This is a genomic window from Pseudomonas sp. PvP100 (assembly GCF_017833055.1).
GTDB lineage: Bacteria > Pseudomonadota > Gammaproteobacteria > Pseudomonadales > Pseudomonadaceae > Aquipseudomonas > Aquipseudomonas syringae.
On record NZ_JAFIBO010000001.1, the window covers coordinates 5610825 to 5633775 of the forward strand.

Genomic DNA, 22951 nt, shown 5'->3' on the forward strand with positions numbered 1-22951 from the left:
GAAGGCGATATCTCGAAACAATAAAACCGCACAAATGTGCGGTTTTATCGGGGTTTCAGCAGCTGCTCAGTGTTTCAAAGAGCCCCCTGAAGCGAGGTGCTCAAATCAGACGTTAAACCGGAAATGCATCACATCACCGTCTTTAACGATGTATTCCTTGCCTTCCAGACGCCACTTGCCGGCTTCCTTGGCACCTGACTCCCCCTTGAACTGGATGAAGTCGTCATACGCCACCACTTCGGCGCGGATGAAGCCTTTTTCGAAGTCGGTGTGGATCACGCCTGCGGCTTGTGGTGCGGTGGCGCCGACGCGGACGGTCCAGGCGCGGACTTCTTCGACGCCTGCGGTGAAGTAGGTCTGCAGGTGGAGCATTTCGTAGCCAGCGCGAATCACGCGGTTCAGGCCGGGTTCTTCGAGGCCCAGGGCTTCGAGGAACATGTCCTTCTCTTCGCCGTCATCGAGCTCGGCGATTTCGGCTTCGATCTTGTTGCAGACCGGCACCAGCATTGCGCCTTCTTCTTCGGCGATGGCACGAACCACGTCCAGCAGCGGGTTGTTCTCGAAACCGTCTTCGGCGACGTTGGCGATGTACATGACCGGTTTGGTGGTCAGCAGGTGGAAGCCACGGATGGTGGCTTTCTCGTCGTTGCTCATGCTCTTCATCAGGCTGCGTGCAGGCTTGCCTTCGCTGAAGTGTGCAATCAACTGTTCCAGCAGGCCTTTCTGGACCACTGCTCCCTTGTCGCCGCCCTTGGCGTTGCGGGTGACCTTTTGCAGTTGCTTCTCGCAGCTGTCGAGGTCGGCGAAGATCAGTTCCAGATCGATGATCTCGATGTCGCGCTTGGGGTCGACGCTGTTGGAAACGTGAATCACGTTCTCGTCTTCAAAGCAGCGCACCACGTGGGCGATGGCGTCGGTCTCGCGGATGTTGGCGAGAAACTTGTTGCCCAGGCCTTCGCCCTTCGAAGCCCCTGCCACGAGGCCGGCGATGTCGACGAACTCCATGGTGGTCGGCAGGATGCGTTTCGGATTGACGATGGCTGCCAGGGCCGCCAGGCGCGGATCGGGCATCGGCACGATACCGCTGTTCGGTTCGATGGTGCAGAAGGGGAAGTTCTCGGCCGCGATACCAGATTTGGTCAGGGCGTTGAACAGGGTGGACTTGCCGACGTTAGGCAGGCCGACGATGCCGCAATTGAATCCCATGGTGTTTCCCCTCGAGTGATGTCAGGCCTTCTGGCTGTGCAGGTTTTTCATCGCCCGGTTCCATTCACCGGCGAAGATATCCGGCAGCACGCCGAGGGCAAAGTCGATACTGGCGTCCAGTTTTTCCTGTTCGGCGCGTGGCGCTCGACCCAGGACAAAGCCGGATACCTTGCTGGCATCGCCCGGGTGGCCAATGCCAAGCCGCAAGCGATGAAATGTGTTCTGGTTGCCGAGCTGCGCAATGATGTCGCGCAGCCCGTTATGACCGCCATGGCCGCCGCCCACTTTGAGTTTGGCAACGCCCGGAGGCAGGTCAAGTTCGTCATGCGCCACCAGAATCGACTCGACCGGAATGCGATAAAAGCCGGCGAGTGCCGCGACAGCCTGGCCGCTGCGGTTCATGTACGTGGTGGGAATCAGCAGACGAACATCCTGACCCTGGTGCGTGAAGCGCCCGGTCAGGCCAAAGAATTTGCGCTCGGGAACGAGGTTGACTCGTTGCGCCGCAGCAATACGCTCAACAAAAAAAGCCCCTGCGTTATGCCGGGTCTGTTCGTATTCGGCGCCTGGATTTCCCAGGCCCACGATCAGTTGTATGGCGGTCACGACAGGGGCTCTTCCTTTGGAGTTGAGGGTTGAACCGCTGACGACAGCGGCAATGTGGACGAAAACTGCTCATTTACCATGATGTAAACTCAGCGATCTCGCCCGCTTTGCCTGCTATCGCTCGCGATGTTCCCTGAGCAACTCCGACGTTACCAAGTAATGAATTACTCGGCAGCGCCTTCTTCAGCTTCACCTTCTTCTTCGTCTTTGACGATACGCGGTGCGTGGACGTTGGCGATTGCCAGGTCAGTACCGTGTGCCAAAGCGACGAACTCAACGCCTTTAGGGGCTTTCAGTTCGGACAGGTGAACGTTGTCACCTACTTCCAGCGCGCCCAGATCAACTTCGATGAACTCAGGCAGGTCTTTCGGCAGGCAGGTCACTTCCAGTTCAGTGGTAGTGTGCGAGATCTCGCCGCCTTTCTTGACCGGAGCTTCTTCGTTCAGGAAGTGGATCGGCACGATTGCGGTCAGTTTCTGGCCGGCAATAACGCGCACGAAGTCAGCGTGCATCACGTGGCCTTTGGCCGGGTGACGTTGCAGCGCCTTGATGATGACGTTTTGCTTCTTGCCACCAACGTTCAGCTCGATGATGTGGCTGTAGGCCGCATCGTTTTCCAGCAGTTTGGCAACTTCTTTGGCCAGCATGCTGATGGACTCGGGGGCTTTGTCGCCACCGTAGACGACAGCTGGAACCAGGCTAGCGAGACGACGCAGGCGGCGGCTCGCACCTTTCCCCAGGTCGGAACGCTGTTCTGCATTCAGGGTAAATTCGTTCATGTTGTATCTCCAAATTAACCACATCCACCGTTGCGTTTGCGACCAGCGCTCGGATGGTATGGGCAAAAAAGCCCCGCCCTGACCGGATGTCAGGGCGGGGCGCTTTTCGTCTGCGTGATGTCAGTTAACGGAACATCGCGCTGATCGATTCTTCGTTGCTGATGCGGCGAACCGCTTCGGCGACTACCGGGGCAATATCCAGTTGACGGATACGGCCACAGGCTTGAGCAGCGGCGGACAGCGGGATGGTGTTGGTCACCACCAGTTCGTCCAGCACGGAATTTTCAATGTTTTCGATCGCCCGACCCGACAGCACAGGGTGTGTGCAGTAGGCGAAGACCTTGGCAGCACCATGCTCTTTCAGGGCCTTGGCCGCGTGGCACAGCGTGCCGGCGGTATCGACCATGTCATCGACCAGAATGCAGGTACGCCCTTCGACATCACCAATGATATGCATCACTTCGGAGTGATTGGCTTTCTCACGGCGTTTGTCGATGATACCGAGATCGACACCCAGGGATTTGGCGACAGCACGTGCACGCACGACACCGCCGATATCCGGGGAAACGATCATCAGGTTTTCAAAGCGCTGATCTTCGATGTCATCCACCAGAACGGGGGAGCCGTAGATGTTATCTACCGGAATGTCGAAGAAGCCCTGAATCTGGTCAGCATGAAGATCAACCGTGAGCACACGGTCGATTCCCACTACGGTCAGCATATCAGCGACAACTTTCGCGCTGATGGCCACACGTGCGGAGCGCGGACGGCGATCCTGGCGGGCATAACCAAAGTAGGGAATCACAGCAGTGATTCGGGACGCTGAGGAGCGACGGAAGGCATCAGCCATCACGACGAGTTCCATCAGGTTGTCGTTCGTGGGTGCGCAGGTCGGCTGAATGATAAAGACGTCTTTACCGCGGACGTTTTCATTAATCTCAGTGCTGATTTCGCCGTCGGAGAATTTTCCAACAGAAACATCACCCAGTGGGATATGCAGCTGACGTACTACACGCCGAGCGAGATCGGGGTTGGCATTCCCCGTAAAGACCATCATCTTGGACACGCGCAGTACCTAGAGGCTGAGGGTAACCTGGATGAGTATAGAAAATGGCAGGGGCGGCTGGATTCGAACCAACGCATGGCAGGATCAAAACCTGCTGCCTTACCGCTTGGCGACGCCCCTGTATTGAATCAATCGAGTGCCTGGCACTCAATTCCTGCTACAGAATTTGCAGCTTGCGATGCAACATCGAGATGTTGCTTCCTTTCGCTACGAACCCCGTAAGGGTCTCTGTAAGAAGGGCCGAGACTTTATCAGCTTCAGCTTTGTTTGGGAAGGCCCCAAACACACAACTTCCAGTTCCGGTTAATTTTGCTTCGGTAAATTTACCTAACAAATTCAAAGCGTTACGTACTTCTGGGTAACGCCTCTCTACAACCGCCTTACAGTCATTTCGACTGTTTCCCTTGGGAACGGGGCGCACTTTAATGGGCGGCGTGTCGCGTGTCAACAACGGATCTGAAAAAATTTCTGCTGTACTTACAGATACTTGCGGAACGAGCACCAAATACCACGGTTCTTCCGGGTCAACCGGGGTGAGAATTTCGCCGACGCCCTCAGCAAAAGCGGCATGTCCACGCACGAAAACCGGTACATCGGCGCCCAGCGTCAGCCCCAGTTGCGCCAGACGATCCTCATCCCAGCCGAGCTGCCATAAATGATTCAGGGCGAGCAGGGTGGTCGCTGCGTCCGAGCTGCCGCCGCCGATACCGCCACCCATGGGCAGGCGTTTTTCCAGCCAGATGTCCATGCCCAGTGTGCAGCCGGACTGTTTTTGCAGGGCTCGGGCGGCTTTGACGATCAGGTTGCTGTCGTGCGGGACGCCGGGAACATCGGTCTGCAGGCAAATCTCGCCATCTTCGCGAACGCTAAAACCCAGTTCGTCGCCGTAATCGAGAAACTGAAACAGGGTCTGCAGTTCGTGATAACCGTCAGGACGACGTCCCAGAATGTGCAGCATGAGGTTGAGTTTTGCCGGGGCAGGCAAAACCAGCTGTGGCGTGCTCATGGTCATTGCCCCAGTTTGCGAGGCTGCCAGTCCTTGATGACCAGCGTGACATCAAGGTCCTGTCCGTGCAGCTTGACGCGCTCCGGCAGCCAATAGCCGTTCTGCTCGACGTAGCTGAGGTATTCCACCTGCCAGCCATCCTGTTCAAGGCTGGCCAGCCGGCTGTCGCCATCGAGTGTCAGGTTGCTTTTGCTATCCGGTGCGGGCAGACCGCGTACCCACCATACAAGGTGAGACACGGGCAGTTTCCAGCCCAGTTGATCCTGCAGCAGTGATTCTGGCGAGGTGGCTTCGTAACGGCCCTGATTGGCGACTTCGAGCACCACTGCGCCGGGCCTGCCGGTCAGGCGCGCTGCGCCACGACCGAGCGGGCCGGACAGGCGGATATCGTAGTAATCCTGGCGCTGCAGCCAGAACAGGGTGCCGCTGCCGGAGTCTTTCGGCGCGCGGATACCGACCTTGCCGTTAATCTGCCAGCCATCGAGGCTGCTCAGTTGTTGTTTGTGCTCGCGCCATTGCGCGGGGTCACCCTTGCCCTGAACGGCTTCGCGGGAGGTGAGGCCGGCGCAGCCGGTGAGCAGGGCGATGAGGCTGAATACTAATACGTGGCGCAAAAACATAACGTCAAAGGGTCTCTGATCCGGTCAAGCGTCGCAGTGTGCTGCGCAGGACGGTACTGTCGGGTTGTTGTTCCAGGGCCTTGGCCCAGACTTTTTTGGCTTCGCGCTGCTCGCCCTTGGCCCAGAGTACTTCGCCCAGGTGGGCGGCGACTTCGTGGTCGGGGAAGCGCTCGAGTGCCTGACGCAGGTAGCGCTCGGCATCGTCCAGATTGCCCAGGCGGTAGTTCACCCAGCCAAGGCTGTCGAGCACTGCCGGATCGTCAGGGCTGATCTTGTGGGCTTTTTCGATCAGTTCGCGGGCTTCGGTATAACGCGTGGTGCGATCGGAAAGCGTGTAGCCCAGCGCATTCAGCGCCATGGCGTTTTCCGGTTCGCGCTTGATGATGGTCCGCAGGTCTTTTTCCATCTGCGCCAGATCATTGCGTTTTTCAGCCAGCATGGCGCGGGTGTACAGCAGGTTGGCGTCGTCCGGGTATTGCTTGAGCGCCTGATTCAATACCTGCCAGCCACGATCCAGTTGATCATTGCTGGTCAGTGTTTCGGCTTCGATCAGGTACAACTGCACAGCATAATCGGGCTCTTCGGCGCGGGCTTCTGACAGCCGTTTGGCGGCTTCGGCACCGTTACCGTTGCTGACCAGAATATCGGCCTGGCGCAATTGCGCTGCCAGGAAGTCCGGGCCGGGGCCTACCTGGGCGTATTCGTTGAGCGCGCTTTGCGGATCATCGCGCTCTTCGTGAATGCGGCCCAGATTCAAATGCGCCGAATCGACATGCGCGCCACGGGCGATCAGTTCTTCCAGATAACCCGCTGCTTCGTCCCAAGCCTTGGCTTCAAGGCACACCAGTGCCAGCGAAAAGCGCAGCTCGTCATCATCCGGATACTGCTGCAAGAGCGCAGAAAACTGCACTTTGGCGTCTTCCATACGGTTCTGCTCGACGAGCATGCGCGCATAGGTCAGGCGCAGGCGCTTGTCGTCGGGGTATTTCTTGATGCTTTTTTCCAGCAGGGGCACCGCTTCCTTGCCTCGGTTCATGCTTTGCAGCAGACGGGCGTGGAGCAGGATCGGCGCGATTTCGCCTTCTTTGGGCGGGTTGTCTTCGAGCAGTTTCAACGATTGTTCGGAATCGCCGTTCTGCTGCAGCAACAGCGCCTTGCCGAAAATCAGCTGGCCGTTGTTCGGGTATTTGCCCAGCAGTCGGTCAAAACTCTTGAGCAGACCATTGCGGGTGTCCGGATCTGTTTCGGCCGCCGACAGGGCCAGAAAATCGAAGTGTGTGTCGCCCTGGCCTTGCAGGACTCTCTCCATGTACACAAGGGAGTCGTCGTAACGCCCGGCGCGCGCCAGCTGGATGGCGGCGGCTCGTTGCGCTTCAAGATTGCCCGGTGCGTTCCTCGCCCAGATCAGCGCGGTATCCAGCGCCGATTGATCGGCACCCATGTACTCGGCAATCTGATAAGCGCGCTCCGAGACCCCCGGGTCCTGAGTCTTGATCGCCTGGGTCACGTAGTTGTCCAGGGCGATGTCGAAGCGGTTGCGCTGGCCAGCCAGCTCCGCACTCAACAGGCTGACCAGGGTGTCCTGAGTGAACGAGCCATAGACCTGCGGCTTGGCTTCAGGCGCGGGCGGGGCGTCCTTTTGAGCGGGCACAGGCTGTGACGAGCCGGGGGTCATGGACTGACAGCCGCCTAGAAAGGCAAGAGCAAGGAACAACGCGGAGGATCTATTCATATATAAGAAGGGCGGCTTACCTGCGGTGGGAGCATCATGACACAAGGCTGTTGGCAAAACCCACAGCCGTCGGAAAAACTGATGCAATGCGTGTGTTTGCAGTGTCGCGGACCGAAAAGCACGGTCTGCGACGAGCGATTGTAGTGGGACAATAATATGTGGTGGTTGTTCTGAGCTTATCGAAGTAGGACAATTACCGGCTTCACGTCACCACCTGCGACCCTGAATGGCCTTCCTTGCACTCGGTATCAACCATAAGACCGCCTCGGTCGACGTTCGCGAGCGTGTGGCATTTACCCCGGAACAGCTGGTCGAGGCATTGCAGCAGCTCTGCCAACTGACGGAAAGCCGCGAGGCTGCGATCCTTTCGACCTGCAACCGCAGCGAGTTGTACATCGAACACGAGCACCTCGGCGCGGACAGTATTCTTGCCTGGCTCGCCAATTATCATCACCTCAGCCTTGAAGAGCTGCGCGCCAGTGCTTACGTGCACGAAGATGACGCTGCCGTGCGGCACATGATGCGTGTCGCCTCGGGGCTCGATTCGCTGGTGCTCGGCGAGCCGCAGATTCTCGGTCAGATGAAGTCCGCCTACGCGGTTGCCCGCGAAGCCGGCACGGTCGGGCCGTTGCTCGGTCGTCTGTTCCAGGCGACGTTCAGCGCCGCCAAACAGGTGCGTACCGACACCGCCATCGGCGAGAACCCGGTCTCTGTGGCCTTTGCCGCAGTCAGCCTGGCGAAACAGATTTTCAGTGACCTGCAACGCAGCCAGGCCTTGTTGATCGGTGCAGGCGAGACCATCACGCTGGTCGCCCGGCATCTGTATGATCTGGGCGTCAAGCGTATCGTGGTCGCCAACCGCACGCTGGAACGCGCCAGCATGCTTGCCGCCGAGTTCGGTGCGCACGCCGTGCTGTTGTCGGACATCCCGGCGGAACTGGTCAACAGCGATATCGTGATCAGCTCGACGGCCAGCCAGTTGCCGATTCTGGGTAAGGGCGCCGTGGAAAGTGCGCTGAAGCTGCGCAAGCACAAACCGATTTTCATGGTCGATATCGCCGTACCGCGGGATATCGAGCCTGAAGTCGGCGAGCTGGACGATGTTTACCTGTACAGCGTCGATGACCTGCATGAAGTGGTGGCAGAGAATCTCAAGAGCCGTCAGGGCGCGGCGCTGGCCGCCGAGCAACTGGTCAGCGTGGGTGCCGAGGACTTCATGTCGCGCCTGCGCGAACTGGCTGCAGTCGACGTGCTGCGTGCCTATCGTCAGCAAAGCGAACGGCTGCGTGACGAAGAGCTGAGCAAGGCGCAACGTATGCTGGCCAACGGCAGCAATGCCGAGGACGTACTGATCCAGCTGGCGCGTGGCCTGACCAACAAATTGCTGCATGCACCCAGCGTGCAGCTCAAGAAGCTGTCTGCCGAAGGCCGCGTCGATGCGCTGGCCATGGCCCAGGAACTATTTGCCCTCGGTGAGGGCTCGACGGATAAAACCCCGCAATGAAAGCTTCACTGCTCAATAAGCTGGATGTGCTCAGCGACCGTTTCGAGGAACTGACCGCGCTGCTTGGCGACGCGGAAGTCATCAGCGATCAGACACGCTTTCGCGCCTATTCCCGTGAATACGCCGAAGTGGAGCCGGTCGTTACGCTCTATGCGCAGTTGCTCAGGGTGCAGGGTGATCTGGAGGGCGCACAGGCGCTGCTCAAGGACAGTGATCCGGACATGCGCGAAATGGCCGTCGAGGAAGTTCGCGAAACCAGGCAGCAACTGGTCGAGCTGGAAGCGCAATTGCAGCGCATGCTGCTGCCCAAGGACCCGAACGACGGTCGTAACGTGTTTCTGGAAATCCGCGCGGGCACCGGCGGCGATGAGGCGGCGATCTTCTCCGGCGACCTGTTCCGCATGTATTCGCGTTACGCCGAGCGGCGTGGCTGGCGGGTCGAGATTCTTTCCGAAAACGAAGGCGAGCATGGCGGCTACAAGGAAGTCATTGCGCGCGTCGAAGGTGACAGCGTCTACGGTAAGCTGAAATTCGAGTCCGGCGCGCACCGTGTGCAGCGTGTCCCGGAGACCGAATCCCAGGGCCGCATCCATACCTCTGCCTGTACGGTGGCGGTGTTGCCGGAGCCTGACGAGCAGCAGGCGATCGAGATCAACCCTGCCGACCTGCGGGTCGACACCTATCGTTCTTCGGGTGCCGGTGGTCAGCACGTCAACAAGACCGACTCGGCGATCCGCATCACCCACTTGCCGTCAGGTATTGTCGTCGAGTGTCAGGAAGAGCGTTCGCAGCACAAGAACAGAGCCCGGGCAATGTCCTGGCTATCTGCCAAACTGAATGATCAGCAGACCAGCGCGGCGGCCAATGCCATCGCCAGCGAACGCAAGCTGCTGGTCGGCTCGGGTGACCGTTCCGAGCGCATACGTACGTATAACTTCCCTCAGGGGCGAGTGACGGATCACCGCGTGAACCTGACTTTGTATTCGCTGGATGAAGTTCTGGCGGGCGGAGTCGATGCAGTGATAGAGCCGCTACTCGCTGAATATCAGGCTGATCAACTTGCGGCACTGGGTGAGTAAATGACCATCATCGCAAGTGTACTCAGAAGCGCCGAGCTTCCCGATTCACCGACCGCACGGCTCGATGCCGAGTTGCTGCTGGCGGCAGCGCTGGGCAAACCGCGCAGTTTCCTGCACACCTGGCCCGAGCGCATCGTCAGCACCGAAGCCGCAGTGGCATTCGCCGGCTACATGGAGCGCCGCCGCAAAGGCGAGCCGGTCGCTTACATCCTCGGCCAGCAGGGCTTCTGGAAACTTGACCTGGAAGTCGCTCCGCACACGTTGATCCCGCGCCCCGAGACCGAAATGCTGGTCGAGGCGGCACTGGAACTGGTGCCTGCCTTCGCGCCGGCTCAGGTGCTGGACCTCGGCACCGGCACCGGCGCGATTGCGCTGGCGTTGGCCAACGAACGCCAGCAATGGAAGGTCACTGCGGTTGACCGTGTGCCAGAGGCCGTCGCGCTGGCCGAACGCAACCGGCAGCGTTTGCAACTGAACAACGCCGAAGTCTTCGAAAGCCACTGGTTCGGTGGCCTGCAAGGTCGACAGTTCGACCTGATCATCAGCAACCCGCCGTACATCTCTGACGCCGATCCGCATCTGTCGGCTGGCGACGTGCGTTTTGAGCCGAGCAGTGCGCTGGTGGCCGGTTCCGACGGGCTGGATGACTTGCGCACGATCATCGAACAGGCGCCTGCACACCTCAACGCGGATGGCTGGCTGCTGCTGGAACACGGCTACGATCAGGGGCCAGCGGTGCGTGAGCTGCTAATTCGCCAGGGCTTCGAGCGCATTCAGACCCGCCGTGATCTGGGCGAGCATGAGCGCATCACGTTCGGATGCAAGCCGTGCTGAGTGACCAGGAGCTGCTGCGCTACAGTCGCCAGATTCTGCTGCAACACGTTGATATCGACGGCCAGCTGCGACTCAAGCAAAGTCGTGCGCTGATCGTGGGCGTCGGCGGGCTTGGCTCGCCGGTGGCTCTGTATCTGGCCGCCGCAGGGGTCGGCGAACTGCATCTGGCGGATTTCGATCACGTCGACCTGACCAACCTGCAACGCCAGATCATCCACGACACTCAGAGCATCGGACAGGCCAAGGTAGACTCGGCCATCGCCCGGCTCACCGCGATCAATCCCGAGATCACCCTTGTCGCTCATCGTACGGCGCTGGATACCGACTCACTGGGCGCGGCGGTGCAGGCTGTCGATCTGGTGCTGGATTGCTCGGATAATTTCGCCACTCGCGAAGCGGTCAATGCCGCCTGTGTCGCTGCCGGCAAGCCGTTGGTCAGCGGGGCGGCCATCCGGCTCGAAGGGCAGTTGTCGGTGTTCGATCCGCGTCGTGCGGACAGCCCTTGTTACCATTGTCTGTACGGGCATGGCAGCGAAGCCGAACTGAGCTGCAGTGAGGCCGGTGTCATCGGGCCGCTGGTCGGTCTGGTCGGCAGCCTGCAAGCGCTGGAGGCGTTAAAGCTGCTGGCCGGCTTTGGCGAGCCCATGGTCGGTCGGCTGTTATTGATCGACGCCTTGAGCACGCGTTTCCGTGAACTGAAGGTCAAGCGTGACCCGGCGTGTAGCGTCTGTGGTTCGGCCAGCGTGCAGGGCGAGCATGCGTGACGTGCATATGAGCCATGGCAGCGATGCACCGGTCGGAATCTTCGATTCCGGGGTCGGTGGTCTGTCAGTGCTCAATGAAGTCCGTCAGTTGTTGCCCAGTGAGTCGCTGCTGTATCTGGCGGACTGCGGGCACATTCCCTACGGCGAAAAGACTCCCGAATTCATCATAGAGCGGTGCCTGACGATTGCCGGGTTTTTCCGCGAGCAGGGTGCCAAGGCGCTGGTCGTCGCCTGCAACACGGCCACGGCAGCAGGTGTGTCGCACCTACGTCAACGCTACCCGGATTGGCCGATTGTCGGCATGGAGCCAGCGGTCAAACCGGCTGCCGAGGCGACCCGCAGCGGCGTTGTCGGTGTGCTGGCGACCACCGGAACGCTACAAAGCGCCCGCTTTGCGGCCTTGCTGGACCGTTTTGCCAACGATGTGCGGGTCGTGACCCAGCCGTGTCCCGGGCTGGTCGAACTGATCGAAACCGGCGACCTGTTAAGCCCGCAAATCCGTCAATTGCTGCAGCATTATGTCGAGCCGCTACTGGCAGCGCGCTGTGACACGATCATTCTGGGCTGCACGCACTATCCGTTTCTCAAGCCATTGCTGCGCGAAATGCTCTCCGAATCGGTCACCCTGATCGATACCGGAGCCGCGGTGGCGCGGCAGCTGCAGCGTCTTTTGGCGCGGTCCGGCCTGCTTGCCAGTGGTGTCTCCCGAGACACTGTGTATTGGTCTAGTGACATACCGGACAATTTCAGAAAAATCCTACCTTTTTTGTCGCAAAGCGTCGGCAATGTGAGAAGCTTCCGTTTGTAAAAAAAACGTGAAAAAGGCGCTTTTAGGGTGAACTAACGTTGCCCCCGCGGCTTCTATAAAAGCGGCTGATGAATTCCAACACTTTTCGTACAATTTAATATATTTAGGACGTTTCTCATGAAGAGACTCTTTTGCCTGGCCGTGATTGCGGCCGCTTTGGCAGGGCAAGCTTCAATCGCGCAGGCTGATGGTGTTGAGTTTTCGGTCGGTCAGACCGGCGAGTCCACCATGACTTATCGTCTGGGCGTGCAGTTTGATTGGGATAAAACCTGGCTGCAAAGCGACATCGGTCGTCTGACCGGCTACTGGGATGGCGCTTACACCTACTGGGATGGCAAGGACTACAAGGATAACCACAGCCTGTCGTTCTCCCCGGTTCTGGTCTACGAATTCGGCAACGGCAACGTCAAGCCATACGTAGAAGCCGGTATCGGCGTCTCGGTGTTCTCCAACACCCAGGTTGAAGACCGCAAGTTCGGTTCTGCCTTCAACTTCGAAGACCGTATCGGTTTTGGTCTGCGCTTCGCGGGCGGGCATGAAGTCGGTATCCGTGCGACCCACTACTCCAACGCCGGCATCAAAGAGCCGAACGATGGTATAGAAAGCTACGCACTGCACTACAAGATGCCGTTCTGATAAAACAGCTGCCTCTCATGCCAGCGCCCCGCGTTGGCATGCATTTCGTGACGCTCCGCTCCGGACCATCCCCCCCCGCAGAAGAGCCCGTGTGACGGCGCTTTCAGGCTTCTGCCCGCAGGGCGTAGGAGCGAACTTGTTCGCGAAAGGGCCGGTATATTCACCGAAAATACTTCGTCTGAACTGACGCCTTCGCGAACAAGCGAAGCGTCGCCCGGTCCGCTCCTACGGCCTACGGCCTACGGCCTACGGCCTACGGCCAGAATCAAGAACAGATTTGTGTATAACGCTTAGCACAGAGCGTGGGGACGATAGTGATGAATCAAAGATAAGCCGTCTCAATCCCTTTGCGTTCGTTCAGGCAATCTTCCGCACCCGCTTCGAATTCACGACAGATCAACGGGCGTTTCTCGTAGATCGTGCACATCATCGTGTTGCGATCCAGTGCAGCGCACCAGCCGTCATCCAGACGCAGCATTACCTCGCCACCCCACTCATCAGTATCGATGTAACGCTCAGGCACGCCCGTGTCGGTGATCAGCATCACTTCCAGCTGACAACAGCAGGCTGCGCAGGTCGAACAAGTGACTGCCGGTTCTTCGCCGTGGATCTCTGCGAGCGGAATGAGTGTAGCGTTCAGAGCGGTTCTCCCGAGTGTCTGGCGGCGCGGGCTGCCAGCCATTGCAGCAGGGGAAATACACCCGCCCAGACCAGGCCCAGCACCAGCATGCCTGGCCACACTCCGAGGGGAAGGTGGACCTGTGCCAATTGCGAGCCGGCATAGTACGACATCGGACCGCCAATAGCGCCCAGCACGACTGCGCGCCATAGGGACTTCGCTGTCCAGGCCAGGCAATGATTGAGCGTGGTGCCCAGCACCGCCCACAACAGCGCCAGCCACAGCGGCAAGAGATAGCCGCCCGTGCCGAAATCAAAAACGCCGAGTGTCATCAAGGCACTGTCCAGCACGATACCGATCAAGGTCACGGTCAAAATCAGCCGGCCTTCGGCTGCCCATGAGCTGATCCACAGAAAATGCACTGCCAGGACGCCGACAGCGATCAGCAGCCAGAAACTGTTGCCGCCCAATACGCAGGCGAACCAGCCGATCTGAAACAACAGCGCATTGGCGATAGATTTAAGCATTGAAGCGGCCAAGCAAGGGTTCGCGCAGCGCTTCGGGTTTGGCGAGCAGCAGCTGCGCGGTGCCAATGGTCCGCTCCAGGAAGCCGCCTTCGCAGTAACACAGGTAAAACTCCCACAGACGCAGGAAATGCTCGTCGTAGCCCAGTTCAGCGAGTTTGCCGTGGGCGTCTTTGAAGTTGTCGTGCCACAGGCGCAGGGTGCGCGCGTAGTGCAAGCCGAAATCTTCCATGTGCAGCAGGTTCATGTCGGTATCGCTGCCGACGATGTCGAGCATCTTCGCCACCGAGGGCAGCGCGCCACCGGGAAAAATGTAACGCTGGATGAAGTCCACATTGCTTTTGGCCTGTGCGTAACGCTGCTCGCGGATGGTGATCGCCTGCAGCAGCATCATGCCGTTGCTTTTCAGCAGGTTCGCGCATTGCTTGAAGTACGTGGGCAGAAAGCGATGGCCGACCGCTTCAATCATCTCGATGGACACCAGCTTGTCGTACTCACCGGTCAGGTCACGGTAGTCGGTCAGCATCAGCGTCACCCGATCCTGCAGGCCCAGTTCGATCAACCGTCGCTCGGTGTAGGCGAACTGTTCCTTGGACAGGGTTGTGGTGGTCACCTGGCAGCCGTAGTGCTGCGCAGCGTAAATAGCCATGCTGCCCCAGCCGGTGCCGATTTCCAGCAGGTGATCGGTAGGTTTCAGGGCGAGTTTCTGACAGATGCGCTCGAGCTTGTTCAATTGCGCCTGCTCCAGCGTGTCGTCTTCGCTGAGGAACTGCGCAGCTGAGTACATCATCGTCGGGTCGAGAAACTGCTCGAACAACGTGTTGCCCAGGTCGTAGTGGGCCGCGATGTTTTTCTGCGAGCCTTCGCGTGTGTTGCGGTTGAGCCAGTGCAGTGCGTGAATCAGCGGGCGGGTCAGGCGCGCCATTCCGCCCTCCATCGCATCCAGCACATCCAGATTGCTGACAAACACCCGGACCACCGCCGTCAGGTCTGGAGTCGTCCAGTAGCCATGAATGAAGGCCTCGCCCGCACCGATGGAACCGTTGCTGGCGACCATGCCCCAGGCTGCCGAATCGAGAATATGGATTTCAGCCTGAATCAGCGCGCCGTTCTTGCCGAACACATGGCGCTCACCCCGTTCGACAATCACCAACTGGCCGTTGCGCAGTCCTGCGAGTTGCCGCAGCACACCTCGGCGCAGGAGGTTGGCAGTCAAACCATTGGTGCCCAGATTGGCAGAAAAACTACTGCTACTGCTTTTCATGGAGTGAGTCCTTGGATTGCACGGCGGCAGCACGGTACTCGCCGTCAGCGGCCTGATGGGAAAAGATCGGTATGCGTTTGACCAACAGGCGCATGGCCTGCCAATAAATGGCCAGACAGGTTTTCGCGGTCATCCATGGATAAGCGATCAGATAGCGATGCAGCGTCTTGCGGTTCAGATTCTGGCGGGTCAGATTGAGCGTGGCGTCAAACATCTTCAACTCGCCTTGCCAGTCAGCCATGTGCACACCGATCCGTTCGGCGGGCTGGCTGAAGCTCATGCGGTATTCGAGATCACGTGGCAGGAACGGTGAAACATGAAAGGCCTTGGCCACGGCAAAATGCTGATGGCCTTCACCCGTGGCGGGCAGCACGTAGCTGTAGCGCTCGCCCCACGGGGTATTGGTGACTTCACACAGAATGCCGGCCAGTGTGCCGTCGGCCTCATGGCAGTAGAAAAAACTCACCGGGTTGAACGACAGGCCCCAGCTGCGTGCCTGGGTCAGCAGGCAGACGCGACCCGATGGAATGCGCCCCAATGCTTTGCCGACCCGCTCGCGGACCGCCTCGATGAGCGTCAGCCCTTGCCCGGTCAGCTCTGGCAGATAGTCTCGCTCACGAAACGAGAACGGCGCAAAACGCCCCCGACCTGCCAGTGGGGAAAGCCCCAGCACGCTGTCCTGTTCATCCAGATCCAGATAGAGCAGGCCTATCCGATAGGTGAACTGATGGGCGCGCGGTGCAAACCGCCGGTGGCTGATCCAGCCACTGTAGAGCGCGCTGTTCACAGCGTTTCACCAAAGGCCTGGGCGACACGCAGGCCGCTGACCACGCCGTCTTCGTGAAAGCCATTGGCCCAGTAGGCGCCGCAGTACCAGGTGTTATCCACACCATTGATTTCCTCCCAGCGCGCCTGTGCAGCGATCGCATCGAGGCTGTATTGCGGATGGGCGTAGCGGTAGCGGCCGAGGATTTTGGCCGGGTCGATGGCCGCAGTCTGGTTGAGGCTGACGCAGAACGTCGTGTCGCTCTCGATCCCTTGCAGAATGTTCATGTCATAGGTAACGGCGGCCGACTGCTGTTCGCCGCCGCCCAGGCGATAGTTCCAGCTCGCCCAAGCCAGTTTGCGCTTGGGCAGCAGTCGCGTGTCGGTGTGCAGCACCACCTCGTTTTCGGCATAGCGAAGCGCGCCGAGAATCGACTGCTCGGCACTCGATGGCTGCGCCAGCAAGGCCAGGGCCTGATCGCTGTGGCAGGCAAACACCACCTTGTCGAAACGTTCGCTGCCCATGGCGCTATGCAGCGTCACACCTTCGCCGTCACGCTCGACACGTGTGACCGGGCATGACAGACGAATGCGCTCGCGGAACGAGGCTGTCAGCGGTTCCACATAACTGCGGGAGCCGCCCTGAATCACGCACCATTGCGGGCGGTGGGTGACCGAGAGCAGACCGTGATTCTTGAAAAAGCGCACGAAGAACTGCAACGGGAAGCCGAGCATGTCGGCCAGCGACATCGACCAGATCGCCGCGCCCATGGGCACGATGTAATGATCGATGAAGCGCTGGCCATAACCGCCGGTCTTCAGGTACTCGCCCAGCGTGGTATCTGCCGCTATGCGCTGGTTTTCCAGATCATCGACCGATTGGCGATTGAAACGCAGGATATCGCGCAGCATGCCCCAGAACCGCGGCGACAGCAGATTGCTGCGCTGGGCGAACAGGCTGTTGAGGTTATTGCCGTTATATTCCACGCCAGTGCGCGGATCATGCACCGAAAAGCTCATTTCCGCAGGCTGGAAGCCGACACCCAGCTGGCCTAGCAGGCGAATGAAATTGGGGTAGGTCCAGTCGTTGAAGACAATGAAACCGGTGTCAATGGCGTAGGCGCGGCCCTCGACCTGCACGTCCACCGTGTGAGTGTGCCCGCCGATCCAGTCCGAAGACTCGAACACGGTCACCTCATGCGCGCGGTTGAGCAGGTAGGCACTGGTCAGGCCAGCGATCCCGCTGCCAATGACTGCGATCTTCATTGCGCGTCCTTATTCGACGATTCGCTGCGCGCCATGCGTTTGCCGAGGGCGAGTCGGGCGCGTGCCGGAAGCAGGGCCAGTAAGCTCATGCTGAAGATGAACAGCGCTGGAAAGGCGATATCCAGTGGGCGTTTGTTGCGCCCGAGTTTGCTGGCGATGTGCTTGGCTGCCTTTTCGACAGGCCAGCGCATCGGCATGGGGAAATCGTTTTTCTGCGTCAGCGGTGTGTCGACGAACCCAGGGCTGACCACTGTCACGTCGATGTTTTCGCTGGCCAGGTCCAGACGCAGCGCTTCGAGCAGATAACGCAGGCCGGCTTTCGACGCGCCGTAGGCTTCGGCGCGGGGCAGGGCCAGGTAGGTCACCGCACTGGCCACGCCGACCAGGTGCGGCTGATGACCTTTGCGCAGCAGCGGCAACGCGTGCTCGATGCAGTAACTGCTGGCCAGCAGGTTGGTACGCACCACGCGTTCGACCATGGCCGCTTCAAACTGCCGGGCATCGATGTACTCGCAGGTGCCGGCGTTGAAGATGGCGGTGTCCAGGGCTCCCCATTGCTGGGCGATGTCGTCGGCAATCGCCTTGACTTGCTCGGGGTCGGTGATGTCACCGGTCACCAGCAGCACCTGCGTGGGATAAACCTTCGCAAGGTTCTGCAATGGCTCAAGCGTGCGGGCGGTCAGCGCGAGCCGATGACCGGCGTTGAGCAGTTCTTTGGCCAGCGCCAGGCCAATGCCGCTGCTTGCGCCGGTCAACCAGATGCGTCGTGCAACAGGAGTGCTCATCCCAACCTCTTCTTCAACCAATGGATGACTCGACCCATGATGGGCAGATGTTCGTAGAGCAATGCACCGGCATCGAAGTAGTCCCGGTGTCGATAAACCTTGTCGCGCCACTTGAGGTGCGAACAGCCTTCTACCTGAATTGTCCGGCCGGCGGCCAGACGCGGATGCGAATAACTCATGGTCCAGACCAGATAGCCCTCGCCGGGGCGCACTTCGTCGAAAGCGTGGAAGTCGAAACGCAGGTCCTCGACGTTGGCGTACAGCTCGCCGAAATAGCGGCGCATGGCGGCAAGGCCATGGATATCCTGCATCGGGTCGCTGAACGACACGTCTTCGCTGTACAGCTCGGCAACCTGGTCAAGGTTGTCCTTGTTCAGCGCGGCAAAACCTTCGGCGAAGCGATGCAGGAAATCAGCCATGTTCGACTCCTGCGGCCGGCTGTCGAGCCGGGAGCGCCTTGAACGCTGCCAGGGCGCGGGCGCGGCTCTTGCTCAGGTCGACGATGGGTTTCGGGTAGTCGGCAGCGCCAAACAGGTCACCGATTAATGACGGGTCGTGAATCTGCTTTTTATTCATATCCGCCAGTTCCGGCAGCCAGCGCTTGATGAACACGCCTTCGGGGTCGAAGCGTTCCGACTGCGACAGCGGATTGAAAATACGGAAGTAGGGCGCCGAGTCGGTGCCGGTGGATGAACTCCACTGCCAGCCGCCATTGTTCGACGCCAGGTCGCCGTCGATTAGGTGGCGCATGAAAAAGCGCTCGCCCTCACGCCAGTCGATCAGCAGGTTTTTGGTGAGAAACATCGCAACGACCATCCTTAGCCGATTGTGCATCCATCCGGTTTCCAGCAACTGGCGCATCGCTGCGTCAATGATCGGCAGCCCGGTCCGTGCCTCTTGCCAGGCGCGCAGTTCTTCAGGGGCATCGCGCCATTTCAACGCTTCGGTTTCCGGGCGAAAGGCGCGATGACGCGAGACGCGCGGGTAGCCGACCAGCGTGTGTTTATAGAACTCTCGCCATAATAGCTCGTTGATCCAGGTCACGGTGCCCACGTCGCCAGTCTCGAACTCGCCCTGATTACTGGCCAAGGCCGCGTGCAGACACTGGCGTGGCGAAATCACCCCAGCCGCCAGATAGGCCGACAGCTGGCTGGTGCCGGGCTTGGCCGGAAAGTCGCGTTCGGTCTTGTAGTAGCTGATCTGCTCGTCGGCGAAGGCGTCCATGCGCCGTCTGGCTTCCGCCTCTCCGGCCGGCCACAGGTCACGCAAGGTTTTCGAGGGCGTGGCAAAGCCCTTCACCTGATCGGGAACCGCATCGCTTTTAATCGACTGCGCCGGTTGCGCTTTCGGGGTGCGCACCGGGTGCGGCATGGCCTCGTGCAGTCGGGTATAGCAGACCTTCTTGAACTGGGTGAATACCTGAAAATAGTTGCCGGTCTTGGTCAGGATGCTGCCGGGCTTGAATAACAGCTGATCAAGGTAGCTGTTGAAGTGCACGCCGGCTTTTTCCATCGCCTTTTGCACCGCCTGGTCGCGGCGAGTTTCGTTGATGCCGTATTCCTGATTGAGGTGCAGGCCCTCGACCTTGAACTGTGCGCACAGCTTTGCCAGCACTTCAGGCGCCTGGTCCCAGCTGTCCGCCTCGCGGATCAGCAAGGGAACATTCAACGCGCCCAGCGCCTTCTCGAGCTCGACCAGATTGCGCAGCCAGAAGTCGACCTTACAGTCGGCATCGTCATGGCTGCGCCACTGCGCAGGACTGAGCAGGTAGACCGCCAGCGTCGGACCGCGCTCCATGGCGGCGGTCAGGGCAGTGTTGTCTTGAGCGCGCAGGTCACTGCGCAGCCAGATCAGTTGCATGAGAAGTCCTTAGATAAGTCCGAGCTTGCCCAGCTCGATCTGAGCGCTGAGTACGTCGTGGGCAAGGGTCAGTCCAGATATCTCCTTGGCCTGTACGAGCAACTCGGCATTATGGATCTGCACCGTTGGTCCGCCCAGCACGACAGGGCAGGTGATATTGGCCAGCAATCTGGGCAAATGGGTCACGTTCAGCGACTTGCTGGAATACAGCAATATGCCGCGTGGCTTGAGGTATTCGGCTGCCAGCGCCAGCTCGCCGACCGGCAACGGCCAGTCGAACACTTCGACCGGACAGTCAGCGCTGCTCACCAGCCAGGCCGCGAGCCACAGATGCGGCTCCAGCGGCAGATCGGACTGATTGACCAGCAGCAACGGGCTGCCATTGAGCTGACGGTTATTGTGATAGATGCGCGCGCCGAACTTGCTGCGCAGCCAGGAGTAGAAAAACGTGCGCTCCAGTTGTGCGCCGAACTTGCCTTGCCAGCGTTGTTCCAGTTCGGCCAGCAGCGGCAGCAGCAACTGTTCACACAGCGTGCGCGGCGGGTACAGCGACATCGCCTGATTGAACACATCATCGACCCGGCGTTCGGCCAGCTCGCCGATCGCGACCAGCAAGGTCTGACGCAAGGCGTCCCAGTCGTTGGTCGGCGGCAGGGCGTCCTGGCGATTGTCATCGATCAAGCCCTTGACCTGACTGACGGACACGCCACGGTTGAGCCAGGTCAGAATCTTCATGACGCGCTGCACATGCTCGTCCGAATACAGCCGATGACCTTTGGCGGTGCGGTGCGGGACGATCAGTCCGTAACGACGCTCCCAGGCACGCAGGGTGACGGCGTTGACGCCTGTCTGCCGTGCGACCTCGCGGATCGGCAGCCAGTCGCCCGGCACCTCTGTGTCTGTATCATTCATGAGTCAAATCGCATTGCGCAGGCTGAGGTTTTCCGGGTGGGGCTGCATGTACACCTGCAGTGCCACATACGGGTCCGGATGTTGGCGAAAATGATGCTTGAGCAGCGTCAGCGGCACAATCAGCGGCACGATGCCCTGATGATACTGGGCGATGACCTGCTGGATTTCCTGCTTGTCCTCACTGGTAATGGTTTGTTTCAAATAACCACACAGGTGCTGCAGAACGTTGGTGTGAGTACTGCGCGTGGCGCACTTTTTCAAGGCAGCCATCAGTTGGCTGAAATATAGGGGTGCGATTTCATTCGGGTCGGTGCGGCCCATGCTGCCGAGCATCTTGCCCAGCGCCTTGTATTGCACCGGGTCATTGGCCATCAGTTGGTATTTGTAGCGCGAGTGGAATTCGGTCAGAGCGCGCCGGGTGACGCCTCCTTTCAGCAACTGTTTCCAGGCGGCGTAGGCAAACACGCGGGTGACGAAGTTTTCGCGCAGCACGGCATCGTTGAGCCGCCCGTCTTCCTCGACCGGCAGATCAGGATGACGTTCGCAGAAGGCCTGCGCATAGATTCCGCGACCACCGCCATCGACCGGGGCACCGTTTTCGCGGTAGACCTTGACGCGCTCCAGGCCGCAGGACGGGGATTTCTGCATGAAGATGTAGCCGCAGATATCACCCAGCTCAGCGGCCATCTGTATGCCGTAATCCGCCAGTGCCTCGGTGACGTCCAGGTCACGATTGACCGTGCCGAGCGCCTTTGGGTTTTCTGCGTCGCCTACCAGCCTGATCGGCTCGCGGGGGATGCCCATGCCGATAGCAACTTCAGGACACGCCTGGACGAAATCGAAATACTTGCTCAGCGCCTGTGTACACAGATGAGATTCCTTGTGTCCGCCATTGAAGCGAACCTCGGCACCCATCAGGCAGGCACTGATGCCGAGTTTGGGTTTTTCGATTACGGACGCCGCCATCAGTCACCTCTACAGAAGACTTGTACAGATAGTTCGTGCTGTACAACTTGTCTTCATCATAGGGGTGTAACTGTACAAGTCAAATTCTTTGTAGAGGGCGGTGAGGGCTGATTCCAGCTACTTCCAGCCCATTCGCCAGGTATCCGCCTGTTGCAGCACTTGCCACGGCAGTCGCTCGCTGCGCTGGGTCAGCACGGCCTGCAGCTCGACTTCCAGAACGGTGCCTTCTTCGTCCTTGAACAGTTCGGTCACCAGAAAGTGTTTTTCCCGATTGAGCGGGGTGGCGGCTGTCCATTTCGACAGCAGCAGCTTGCGCGGGTTGATCTGATTCATTGCACATGCTCCAGCAGTCGGCGCGCGGCTTCCTGGCCACTCAGCCAGGCACCTTCCACGCGCCCGGACAGGCACCAGTCGCCGCACACGTAAATGCCCAGATCGGCGTCCGACAGGGCGCCCCATTCGTGAGAGCCGGCAGGTCGTGCATACAGCCAGCGATGCGCGAGGCTGAATACCGGCGCCGGCATGGTGCAGTCGATCAATTCCGCGAAGGCGCCGTGCAACTGTTCGGTGACCTGTTCTCTGGAGGCGTCGATATTCTGCTGGCTCCACTGGCTGGTGGCGTGCAGTACCCAGGTATCGAGTGTGGCGTCGCGCTGAGGCTTGCTGCGGTTGCGGGCCAGCCAGTCCAGCGGGCTGTCCCGCACGAAACAACCCTGCATGGGCGTCTGCAACGGGGTTTCGAAGGCTAGCGCCACGGCCCAGGTCGGGTCCATCTTCACACCAGCCACGACGCTTGCCAGTTTCGGCGCGGCAGCCAGCAGGGCAGTGGCCTGAGGGGCCGGGGTGGCGATGATCACATGGCTGAAAGGGCCGTGGCTTTCGCCTTCGGCATCCAGCAGGTTCCAGTGTTGTTCGCCGCGAAATACGTCAGTGATGCGGCAAGAGAACGACACCGGCAGATCGCCGCGCATTGCCCGCGTAATGGCGCTCATGCCCGGTGTGCCGACCCAGCGCACTTGCTCGTCCGGTGAAGGGCTGAGCCTGCCGTCATGAAAGTTGTAGAGCGAGGGGGTCCACTCGGCGACATGGCCCTGGGTTTGCCACTGCTTGACTGCGGTGGCAAAGCGCCGGTCACGGGCGGTGAAATACTGTGCGCCCATGTCCAGCGAACCTGCGTCGCTGCGCTTGCTGGACATACGACCGCCGCTGCCGCGGCTCTTGTCGAAAAGGTGCACCTGATGCCCGGCGGATGTCAGCGCCTGGGCTGCTGAGAGTCCGGCGATACCGGTACCGATGATTGCGATAGGGACAGTCATAGGGGCCTCGTTACCTTGTCTGTACAGACTACGC

Annotated in this window: 25 protein-coding genes and 1 tRNA gene; 6 read left to right on the forward strand and 20 right to left on the reverse strand. The window is 59.7% G+C overall.

Annotated elements, in window-relative coordinates; all coding sequences use genetic code 11:
• Positions 1 to 105: 105 nt before the first annotated feature.
• The 8 genes from ychF to JOE39_RS24320 form a co-directional block, all read right to left on the reverse strand.
• Positions 106 to 1206 carry a redox-regulated ATPase YchF gene (gene ychF, locus JOE39_RS24285; RefSeq protein WP_210078175.1) on the reverse strand — a complete coding sequence of 367 codons (1101 nt, stop codon included), beginning with the start codon at positions 1204 to 1206 and terminating at the stop codon, positions 106 to 108.
• A gap of 21 nt (positions 1207 to 1227) precedes the next feature.
• Positions 1228 to 1812, reverse strand: a complete 585-nt coding sequence (pth, locus tag JOE39_RS24290; protein WP_003317127.1) for an aminoacyl-tRNA hydrolase — start codon at positions 1810 to 1812, stop codon at positions 1228 to 1230.
• Between the two features lie 164 nt (positions 1813 to 1976).
• Positions 1977 to 2591, reverse strand: coding sequence for a 50S ribosomal protein L25/general stress protein Ctc (locus JOE39_RS24295; RefSeq protein WP_003317126.1), 615 nt, complete (start codon positions 2589 to 2591; stop codon positions 1977 to 1979).
• 124 nt (positions 2592 to 2715) lie between these two features.
• Positions 2716 to 3657 carry a ribose-phosphate pyrophosphokinase gene (locus JOE39_RS24300; RefSeq protein WP_003317125.1) on the reverse strand — a complete coding sequence of 314 codons (942 nt, stop codon included), beginning with the start codon at positions 3655 to 3657 and terminating at the stop codon, positions 2716 to 2718.
• A 45-nt stretch (positions 3658 to 3702) separates the two neighbouring features.
• Positions 3703 to 3777: transfer RNA gene (locus JOE39_RS24305), tRNA-Gln, on the reverse strand.
• A 37-nt stretch (positions 3778 to 3814) separates the two neighbouring features.
• On the reverse strand, positions 3815 to 4663 hold the full coding sequence (gene ispE, locus JOE39_RS24310) for a 4-(cytidine 5'-diphospho)-2-C-methyl-D-erythritol kinase (RefSeq protein ID WP_029572612.1): 849 nt from the start codon (positions 4661 to 4663) through the stop codon (positions 3815 to 3817).
• 2 nt (positions 4664 to 4665) lie between these two features.
• Entirely contained in the window at positions 4666 to 5283 is a 618-nt protein-coding gene (gene lolB, locus JOE39_RS24315) for a lipoprotein insertase outer membrane protein LolB (RefSeq protein ID WP_003345270.1), read from the reverse strand.
• 4 nt (positions 5284 to 5287) lie between these two features.
• Positions 5288 to 7015: a tetratricopeptide repeat protein gene (locus JOE39_RS24320; RefSeq protein ID WP_210078174.1), complete on the reverse strand. Its 1728-nt coding sequence runs from the start codon at positions 7013 to 7015 to the stop codon at positions 5288 to 5290.
• Between the two features lie 226 nt (positions 7016 to 7241).
• On the opposite strand from JOE39_RS24320, the gene hemA reads away from it, so the two are divergent.
• From hemA to JOE39_RS24350, 6 genes are all read left to right on the forward strand, one after another.
• Complete coding sequence (gene hemA, locus JOE39_RS24325; protein WP_003421689.1) at positions 7242 to 8519, forward strand: glutamyl-tRNA reductase; 1278 nt, start codon at positions 7242 to 7244, stop codon at positions 8517 to 8519.
• Positions 8516 to 9598, forward strand: a complete 1083-nt coding sequence (gene prfA / locus JOE39_RS24330; RefSeq protein WP_003408642.1) for a peptide chain release factor 1 — start codon at positions 8516 to 8518, stop codon at positions 9596 to 9598. Before hemA ends, prfA begins: the two co-directional genes overlap by 4 nt.
• A complete protein-coding gene (gene prmC, locus JOE39_RS24335; protein ID WP_003415040.1) occupies positions 9599 to 10432 on the forward strand; it encodes a peptide chain release factor N(5)-glutamine methyltransferase in 834 nt (277 codons plus the stop codon).
• Positions 10426 to 11196, forward strand: coding sequence for a molybdopterin-synthase adenylyltransferase MoeB (locus JOE39_RS24340; protein ID WP_183134209.1), 771 nt, complete (start codon positions 10426 to 10428; stop codon positions 11194 to 11196). Before prmC ends, JOE39_RS24340 begins: the two co-directional genes overlap by 7 nt.
• Positions 11189 to 12004, forward strand: coding sequence for a glutamate racemase (gene murI / locus JOE39_RS24345; protein WP_003421692.1), 816 nt, complete (start codon positions 11189 to 11191; stop codon positions 12002 to 12004). The genes JOE39_RS24340 and murI overlap by 8 nt, the downstream gene beginning before the upstream one ends.
• Positions 12005 to 12121: 117 nt before the next feature.
• On the forward strand, positions 12122 to 12640 hold the full coding sequence (locus JOE39_RS24350) for an acyloxyacyl hydrolase (RefSeq protein WP_002552154.1): 519 nt from the start codon (positions 12122 to 12124) through the stop codon (positions 12638 to 12640).
• Between the two features lie 322 nt (positions 12641 to 12962).
• Here JOE39_RS24350 and JOE39_RS24355 read toward each other — a convergent pair whose 3' ends face one another.
• The 12 genes from JOE39_RS24355 to JOE39_RS24410 all read right to left on the reverse strand — a co-directional run bounded on the left by JOE39_RS24355 (position 12963) and on the right by JOE39_RS24410 (position 22917).
• Entirely contained in the window at positions 12963 to 13322 is a 360-nt protein-coding gene (locus tag JOE39_RS24355) for a YkgJ family cysteine cluster protein (RefSeq protein WP_044311962.1), read from the reverse strand.
• On the reverse strand, positions 13277 to 13786 hold the full coding sequence (locus JOE39_RS24360) for a DUF2878 domain-containing protein (RefSeq protein WP_210078171.1): 510 nt from the start codon (positions 13784 to 13786) through the stop codon (positions 13277 to 13279). The genes JOE39_RS24355 and JOE39_RS24360 overlap by 46 nt, the downstream gene beginning before the upstream one ends.
• Positions 13779 to 15047, reverse strand: a complete 1269-nt coding sequence (locus JOE39_RS24365; protein WP_017277944.1) for a cyclopropane-fatty-acyl-phospholipid synthase family protein — start codon at positions 15045 to 15047, stop codon at positions 13779 to 13781. The genes JOE39_RS24360 and JOE39_RS24365 overlap by 8 nt, the downstream gene beginning before the upstream one ends.
• Positions 15034 to 15834, reverse strand: coding sequence for a DUF1365 domain-containing protein (locus tag JOE39_RS24370; protein WP_209995010.1), 801 nt, complete (start codon positions 15832 to 15834; stop codon positions 15034 to 15036). The genes JOE39_RS24365 and JOE39_RS24370 overlap by 14 nt, the downstream gene beginning before the upstream one ends.
• Positions 15831 to 17078, reverse strand: a complete 1248-nt coding sequence (locus JOE39_RS24375) for an FAD-dependent oxidoreductase (RefSeq protein WP_210078169.1) — start codon at positions 17076 to 17078, stop codon at positions 15831 to 15833. Before JOE39_RS24375 ends, JOE39_RS24370 begins: the two co-directional genes overlap by 4 nt.
• Positions 17075 to 17863 (reverse strand): SDR family NAD(P)-dependent oxidoreductase, encoded by a 789-nt coding sequence (locus JOE39_RS24380; protein WP_003408650.1) that lies wholly within the window; start codon positions 17861 to 17863, stop codon positions 17075 to 17077. The genes JOE39_RS24375 and JOE39_RS24380 overlap by 4 nt, the downstream gene beginning before the upstream one ends.
• The gene (locus JOE39_RS24385) at positions 17860 to 18282 is read right to left on the reverse strand and encodes a nuclear transport factor 2 family protein (RefSeq protein WP_210078168.1); all 423 of its coding nucleotides are present in this window, start codon (positions 18280 to 18282) and stop codon (positions 17860 to 17862) included. The genes JOE39_RS24380 and JOE39_RS24385 overlap by 4 nt, the downstream gene beginning before the upstream one ends.
• A complete protein-coding gene (phrB, locus tag JOE39_RS24390) occupies positions 18275 to 19723 on the reverse strand; it encodes a deoxyribodipyrimidine photo-lyase (protein WP_004402670.1) in 1449 nt (482 codons plus the stop codon). Before phrB ends, JOE39_RS24385 begins: the two co-directional genes overlap by 8 nt.
• A gap of 9 nt (positions 19724 to 19732) precedes the next feature.
• On the reverse strand, positions 19733 to 20635 hold the full coding sequence (locus JOE39_RS24395) for a MerR family transcriptional regulator (protein WP_003421700.1): 903 nt from the start codon (positions 20633 to 20635) through the stop codon (positions 19733 to 19735).
• A gap of 3 nt (positions 20636 to 20638) precedes the next feature.
• Positions 20639 to 21601 (reverse strand): DUF523 and DUF1722 domain-containing protein, encoded by a 963-nt coding sequence (locus JOE39_RS24400; RefSeq protein ID WP_010424802.1) that lies wholly within the window; start codon positions 21599 to 21601, stop codon positions 20639 to 20641.
• 117 nt (positions 21602 to 21718) lie between these two features.
• Positions 21719 to 21934: a TIGR02450 family Trp-rich protein gene (locus JOE39_RS24405; protein WP_003318221.1), complete on the reverse strand. Its 216-nt coding sequence runs from the start codon at positions 21932 to 21934 to the stop codon at positions 21719 to 21721.
• On the reverse strand, positions 21931 to 22917 hold the full coding sequence (locus tag JOE39_RS24410; RefSeq protein ID WP_058445668.1) for an FAD-dependent oxidoreductase: 987 nt from the start codon (positions 22915 to 22917) through the stop codon (positions 21931 to 21933). Before JOE39_RS24410 ends, JOE39_RS24405 begins: the two co-directional genes overlap by 4 nt.
• Between the last annotated feature and the right edge of the window lie 34 nt (positions 22918 to 22951).

Coding starts and splice junctions, on each gene's coding strand:
- hemA (WP_003421689.1), top strand. CDS start 7,242: ATGGCCTTCCTTGCACTCGGTATCAACCATAAGACCGCCTCGGTCGAC.
- phrB (WP_004402670.1), bottom strand. CDS start 19,723: ATGCAACTGATCTGGCTGCGCAGTGACCTGCGCGCTCAAGACAACACT.
- ispE (WP_029572612.1), bottom strand. CDS start 4,663: ATGAGCACGCCACAGCTGGTTTTGCCTGCCCCGGCAAAACTCAACCTC.
- prfA (WP_003408642.1), top strand. CDS start 8,516: ATGAAAGCTTCACTGCTCAATAAGCTGGATGTGCTCAGCGACCGTTTC.
- JOE39_RS24320 (WP_210078174.1), bottom strand. CDS start 7,015: ATGAATAGATCCTCCGCGTTGTTCCTTGCTCTTGCCTTTCTAGGCGGC.
- JOE39_RS24360 (WP_210078171.1), bottom strand. CDS start 13,786: ATGCTTAAATCTATCGCCAATGCGCTGTTGTTTCAGATCGGCTGGTTC.
- JOE39_RS24350 (WP_002552154.1), top strand. CDS start 12,122: ATGAAGAGACTCTTTTGCCTGGCCGTGATTGCGGCCGCTTTGGCAGGG.
- JOE39_RS24355 (WP_044311962.1), bottom strand. CDS start 13,322: ATGGCTGGCAGCCCGCGCCGCCAGACACTCGGGAGAACCGCTCTGAAC.
- JOE39_RS24295 (WP_003317126.1), bottom strand. CDS start 2,591: ATGAACGAATTTACCCTGAATGCAGAACAGCGTTCCGACCTGGGGAAA.
- lolB (WP_003345270.1), bottom strand. CDS start 5,283: ATGTTTTTGCGCCACGTATTAGTATTCAGCCTCATCGCCCTGCTCACC.
- JOE39_RS24385 (WP_210078168.1), bottom strand. CDS start 18,282: ATGGCTGATTTCCTGCATCGCTTCGCCGAAGGTTTTGCCGCGCTGAAC.
- JOE39_RS24400 (WP_010424802.1), bottom strand. CDS start 21,601: ATGGCGGCGTCCGTAATCGAAAAACCCAAACTCGGCATCAGTGCCTGC.
- JOE39_RS24405 (WP_003318221.1), bottom strand. CDS start 21,934: ATGAATCAGATCAACCCGCGCAAGCTGCTGCTGTCGAAATGGACAGCC.
- JOE39_RS24395 (WP_003421700.1), bottom strand. CDS start 20,635: ATGAATGATACAGACACAGAGGTGCCGGGCGACTGGCTGCCGATCCGC.
- murI (WP_003421692.1), top strand. CDS start 11,189: ATGCGTGACGTGCATATGAGCCATGGCAGCGATGCACCGGTCGGAATC.
- ychF (WP_210078175.1), bottom strand. CDS start 1,206: ATGGGATTCAATTGCGGCATCGTCGGCCTGCCTAACGTCGGCAAGTCC.
- prmC (WP_003415040.1), top strand. CDS start 9,599: ATGACCATCATCGCAAGTGTACTCAGAAGCGCCGAGCTTCCCGATTCA.
- JOE39_RS24375 (WP_210078169.1), bottom strand. CDS start 17,078: ATGAAGATCGCAGTCATTGGCAGCGGGATCGCTGGCCTGACCAGTGCC.
- JOE39_RS24380 (WP_003408650.1), bottom strand. CDS start 17,863: ATGAGCACTCCTGTTGCACGACGCATCTGGTTGACCGGCGCAAGCAGC.
- JOE39_RS24410 (WP_058445668.1), bottom strand. CDS start 22,917: ATGACTGTCCCTATCGCAATCATCGGTACCGGTATCGCCGGACTCTCA.
- JOE39_RS24365 (WP_017277944.1), bottom strand. CDS start 15,047: ATGAAAAGCAGTAGCAGTAGTTTTTCTGCCAATCTGGGCACCAATGGT.